This is a genomic window from Enteractinococcus helveticum, assembly GCF_020742345.1.
Classification (GTDB): domain Bacteria; phylum Actinomycetota; class Actinomycetes; order Actinomycetales; family Micrococcaceae; genus Yaniella; species Yaniella helvetica_A.
In genome coordinates this window covers 1-5659 of record NZ_DYXC01000067.1, presented here as the reverse complement: position 1 = coordinate 5659, position 5659 = coordinate 1, and the positions used below count along the sequence as shown (strand labels likewise).

Annotated in this window: 5 protein-coding genes; 4 read left to right on the top strand and 1 reads right to left on the bottom strand. The window is 53.9% G+C overall.

From position 1 onward, the window contains the following. Positions 1–106, top strand: a 106-nt coding sequence (locus K8V32_RS14725; protein ID WP_524536692.1) for a ParB family protein, incomplete at its 5' end; no start/stop codon positions are given. On the opposite strand, the gene K8V32_RS05270 is transcribed toward K8V32_RS14725, so the two are convergent. After that, a complete protein-coding gene (locus tag K8V32_RS05270; protein ID WP_303903973.1) occupies positions 103–2925 on the bottom strand; it encodes a helix-turn-helix transcriptional regulator in 2823 nt (940 codons plus the stop codon). The genes K8V32_RS14725 and K8V32_RS05270 overlap by 4 nt on opposite strands. Positions 2926–3325: 400 nt before the next feature. On the opposite strand from K8V32_RS05270, the gene K8V32_RS05265 reads away from it, so the two are divergent. From K8V32_RS05265 to K8V32_RS05255, 3 genes are all read left to right on the top strand, one after another. Further along, the gene (locus tag K8V32_RS05265; protein WP_303903971.1) at positions 3326–5026 is read left to right on the top strand and encodes a carbon starvation CstA family protein; all 1701 of its coding nucleotides are present in this window, start codon (positions 3326–3328) and stop codon (positions 5024–5026) included. Then, positions 5023–5322, top strand: a complete 300-nt coding sequence (locus K8V32_RS05260; protein WP_303903968.1) for a cory-CC-star protein — start codon at positions 5023–5025, stop codon at positions 5320–5322. The genes K8V32_RS05265 and K8V32_RS05260 overlap by 4 nt, the downstream gene beginning before the upstream one ends. A 53-nt stretch (positions 5323–5375) precedes the next feature. After that, the coding region (locus K8V32_RS05255) for an ArsA family ATPase (protein ID WP_303903965.1) at positions 5376–5659 on the top strand (284 nt) is incomplete at its 3' end.

Genomic DNA, 5659 nt, shown 5'->3' with positions numbered 1-5659 from the left:
TGCGGTCATGAAAGAAGTCCAGCGTGTCGAGGATAAATACAATGACGGCAAACCATTCCCGGCCGTTGCCGCCAACGAAATGCCGCAGGGCCGTCCACAGCGCTAATGGTTCTTCTTACGACTCGGCCCGGAGGTTTCCTGCGGGCTGAGCTGTTGCAAGAACTGTGGAACTTCTGCACGCGAATTCAATTGGAGCTTGCGCAGAATATTGGACACGTGAAATCTCGCGGTGGATTCCGAAATGACTAATCGGTCCGCGATTGCCCTATTTGAATGACCATCGGCCAGCAATGCGGCAACTTCCTGTTCCCGGTCAGTCATCGTAGTCAATACCTGCGATGTCATATCGCGAGTCGTTTGAGCCGCACGGTGTAAGAGGTCTTGGGCGCTGGCAAGGTAGGCCTGAGCACCAATTTCTTTCAGTGTGGCAACGGCTTTTCGCAGTACTGCTTCGGCTTGTTGAGCCTGTCCGGACGACAATAACAACTCCCCGTAATCCACACTGGTGAGCGCATGTGGCAGGGGGAAACTGCGCTGGGCAAGCGCGGCTATAAAATGCGCGGTAGCATTTTCGACGTCGCCGAAGGCACCGGCAATCCGAGCCTCCAACCAATCCAGACTGCCCCAGTACTCAAACCAAGTGCTGCCACGTTCCGAACGCAGCTGGTTGACTAATGCCCGGGCCTTATCGAGTTGCTTCAGCGAGATCAAAGCATGTGCCTTATAAGTGAGGTAACCGCGCTGAGTGTTTGCAAATGTGGCCAGTTCAGGCCGGGATGCTGAAGCAACGACGTCGGTATAATCTTGTTGCGTTCTGGCAATCTCAAGCTGAGCCATCACGTTGAGATCACGACCATAGTGTTCCCAATGCAGCTCGGCTGAACGCGTCGCGTGGGAGAGGTATTGTTCGTAGTGTTGACCGCCGGTGACGACGTCGATAATCGCTCGGAGTGCTGCCGCGGTGAGCCGTGATTCCAAGTCCAGCGCTTCGTGGCTGACTTCTTCGAGATCGTCCAGAATACGCGTAGCCGATGTGTAGTTGCCAAATAGGATGTGGCAATGCGCCAGAATGATGCGCGGTGTGGCAGCAGCCCACGGATCACCCGGAACGCGTTCCAAGAGTCCAACTGCTTTTGCTGAAAGTTCCTGAGCGAGTACAGCATCGCCGGTTGCCATCGCCGCACCGGCAAGCGGAACCAAGCAGTCAATCTTGGCAGGGCTATCGTCGAGTATTGCAACACGTTGGATAAGGTCTGGTAGCACCTGGTCTGTGGTCTCGATGTCCCCATTGAGGTGCCACTGCACGATCTTGTAGCACTCCAACAGTAGTGTGGTTTCTTGCGGTGTGACCATCCATGACAGCCGCTGGTCGATGAGTTCTTCGGGATGATCCGGGCCGCGGGCGAGTAGCTGCTGGGCCATGGGGATGAGCTGTAGTAAGCCAGTGCGGTCGGGACTGCGCATAGTCATCATAACCATCATGAACGACAGAAATGCTTGGATCGCCATCTCATCGGGGGTTGTTGCCGGTGCGGCAAGGATTGCCTGGACTCGTTGGTGTGGGAATTGCTCTTCCACCAGATAAACCCTGAGCATCACGGCCATGAATTCCCCAAGGATACTGTGCGGCATGGCTTCGATTTCGGGCAGCAGATCCAAACATTGGTAACCGGTTTTGGCACGGATATTGATCAACACGAGCTCGGTGATCAGCTGCTGACGTTCTGCTGGCTGATTGACTAACTTCAAGGCCATGCGCAAGATCTCTGAAGCATTAGCATAAAGCAGGTGGTCTGTGGCCTGGGCGAGGTAAGTTGCGACCTGTTCCTTGAGCTGCGGGCGCCACGTCTCCGAACCTTTGAGCAGATGCCGAATAGAACGGAATCCATCAGTAAGATCTGCCAGGACTTGATGGATTCGACGAGCAAATACCGGATCGACGGTCTCACGCATGGCCGCTGCCACCAGGTCATGACTGGGCACTATGGATCGTCCGAAGTCAGATTCTCGGATAATCCCGGAACGAAGTGCTTCAGCAGTCCCCGCGGCTATATCAAGACGTGCCAGGGCGGTTCGTAATATTTCCGGTGAGATTTCATGTTCAGCAACGCATACGATGTGGGCGGTTAATCGAGCAGCCTGGCTCAAGTCGGCATATTGGCGAAGTAAAGGATTTTTCACATCGACATTCCTGATCGGGATGTTCCAGGTGGTGTGTAGCTTCTCAACCTCCTCTTCAGTGACTTGATTGAAGATCGCATCGACGCCTAAAAATGAGCCACCCGACAACTCTTGCAGTTTGGTCGCATTCGACGTCGAAATACTGACCCCGAAACGCGCAAATGCAAGCCCTCGAATATCGTCTGCGGTCAAGGGTTCTAACGCTATGTGTTTATCTTGAGGCCCTGCTGAGAAGTCGAGCAGAAATTGTCCGAGCGAAGACGGCCCGTGTGGTGTTCGCGCGCCACATGCGATGAGGACTTTGCGCCGATTAAACCGCGGGATCATATGGCGCAACACCCGAATGGATTCCGGATCAATCCATTGTGCGTCGTCGATAATAATGATGTGACCTGAATCTTGGGTGGGGAGTGTTTTCATCAGACGCCGGATGCAGTCGCGTGCCACCACGATGGGCTTTTGTTGGATATCTGGCTCGAATTCCCAATCGGGGGCGATACCCGCTGCTAAGAAGCGTTCAATGAAGCTATATGGTTCGCCGTTTTCGATGCGATCGGCGTTGACGAAGGTCACTGACCAATGATTGTGTTGATGTGCTTCGGCAGCCAGTTGTCGAAGAAAATACGTTTTTCCCATACCGGATAGACCATCCACGAGGAGGGTCCCACCATGGTGTTGGTAGGCCTTATCGAGGATTTGATGAATTTGATCGAGGCGTGAGATCGGTGAGCGGTGTGAGTGCATGGAGCCCTTCCAAGTGAAAGGCGCAGAGTATTCCGGAGCATTGTGCTGGCTGGTGTGATCAGCGCACCGGAAAGTTAATCGTTATTGCTCTCTTGGCACCTGTCAGGATGAGAATACCCTGAATGAGACTCCAGGGGAATAGTCAGGGATGGGCAGAAATGGCCGATTTCTTCACCGACCGGGTCAAACGACTGATAGTCCAAGGAGTTCAAGCCCCGGTGGTCTTTTGGCCGAGGACGGTCGAATATTTGATGTCGACAAAATGCCACAGGGACGACGGCGCTCACCTTGTCGGTGAGACTACGCTGACAAGCGGTATTTCGTAGTCGACATCGTGACAATCATTACAGCGATGATTAGCATAAGTTGCAGACATCACTCACGCTGAAGGAGTCGAGAAATGCAATCGCTAATTATGGCTATCGTTGGTGTCTTGATGATGGTGCTTGGGTATTTCCTGTACTCCAAGTTTTTGTCAAAACGGGTCTATAAGCTCGACCCAGCTTATGAGACACCAGCGCACAAATATCGAGACGGAATCGATTACGTTCCGGCGAATAAATGGGTCTTGTGGGGTCATCACTTCACTTCTGTGGCTGGCGCAGCACCGATTGTAGGTCCTGCAGTCGCGGTGATCTGGGGTTGGTTGCCAGCCTTCTTATGGGTCACGCTGGGAACGGTGTTCTTTGCCGGTATGCATGACATGGGGGCGCTGTGGGCCTCGGCCCGACATAAAGGACGTTCGATTGGAACGTTGTCGGGACGCTATATCGGAGGTTCCGGTCGGATTCTGTTCTTGGTCGTTATCTTCTTCCTGCTTCTCATGGTCAACGCCGTGTTTGCCGTGGTGATCGCCGACCTGCTGATTTCCACGCCGACCGCCGTCATTCCAACCTGGGGTGCCATCGCTGTTGCGTTGCTCATCGGACAAGCAATCTACCGGATGAAGTGGAACCTGGCGTTGGTCTCTGTTGTCGGTGTTGCCGTACTTTATGGTCTCATCATTCTTGGCGACATTTTCCCGATCGTTTTGCCAGAGACTATCCTGGGCATGTCATCAGCGGCGTTTTGGATCATTGTCCTGTTCCTCTACGCCGGTGTTGCGTCACTGCTGCCAGTCTGGATGCTGTTGCAACCACGTGACTACATCAACGGTCTGCAGCTGTTCGTCGGGCTGGGCCTGTTGTACTTAGCAATCTTCATCTCCAACCCAACTGTTGTGGCACCCGCCATTAACCACAATGTGCCAGAAGGAACACCGGGCATCATGCCACTGCTGTTCGTGACCGTCGCATGTGGTGCTATTTCTGGTTTTCACGGGGTGGTCGCCTCCGGTACTTCATCCAAACAGCTGAATAACGAAAATGATGCCCGATTAGTTGGATATTTCGGTGCTGTCGGTGAAGGGCTACTCGCACTGGGAACGATTGTTGCTACAACCTCTGGTTTTGCCACCCTGGCTGCTTGGGAAGAAGTATATTCTGCCTTCAACGAGGGCGGAGCTGCTGCCTTCGTGCAAGCTGGTGGTGGTATTCTCAACGCTGGTCTAGCCATTCCGGAAAGCCTGTCAGCTACAATCCTTGCGACGATGGCGGTGCTCTTTGCCGCCACCACAATGGACACAGGAGTTCGTCTCCAGCGGTTCGTCACCGCCGAGATATTCGAACTCTTCAACATTAAACTCAATGTCTTCATGTCCACACTGGTCGTCCTGCTGACCGGTTTCGCCCTCGCCTTCTCGGCCGGTGGCGATGGTCGAGGCGGCATGATCATTTGGCCGCTCTTTGGTACTACGAACCAGCTGTTGGCGGCGTTGACAATGTCGATTCTTGTTGTCATCCTCTTGCGCACGAAGCGGCCGGTATGGCCGGTGCTGATCCCGTTGATCTTCGTGTTCTTCGTTTCGATGTACGCGGCGATCATCCAGTTGGGCACGTTCATTGCAGAAGGCAACTGGTTGCTAGTCGTCATCGACGCGATTATTTTGATGGCGGCCGTGTGGGTCGTACTAGCTGCGGTCAGCAGTATGGTTCGTACGCGAAACCAGCCGTTAGATCTCGATGAACAGATGGAAGACATTAGCGCAGGTAGTTCCGTATGAGTTGGCTCAAACACTCCACCGGTTCGTTCTGGAACCGGTGGAGTGCGCGCTTGAAAGCCTTTGGGGAGGGTCTGAATGAGTTCTATGCGCGCCCGTATCGGCAAACCTTTGCTCGTGCTGCCCGAGACGAAGAAGACCTATTTATGATGATGGTTTTCTCGGAAGCTCTCGGTGTGCCCAACCCTGCTACGTATTACACTGCCGAACTGATGCCGGTGATGTATGAGCGCTTCCATGAATGGCACACCCGGATGGGCATGGAACGTTCGCCCCTGGATACGATGTCATGTTGTTAACGGACCGTAGACTCATCTTCTTTGGCGGCAAAGGGGGCGTCGGAAAGACGACTATGGCAAGTGCTGTTGGCTTGGCTTTGGCAAAGCATGGCCGCAGAGTGCTAATCGTATCCACTGACCCGGCCCACAGCCTGGGTCATCTGTGGGAACAAAGAATCGGTAATGCGGTGACCTATCTTCACAAGGATCTACTCGCCGGTCTCGAGTTGGATCCAGAACATGCTGCACAGCGGCATTTCGCCGACGTCGCCAGCACCGTCCGCTCCATGATGCCTGAACACCTCCACGGCGAGGTAGAACGGTATTTTCGTCACGCAATTGATTCGCCGGGGGCTCA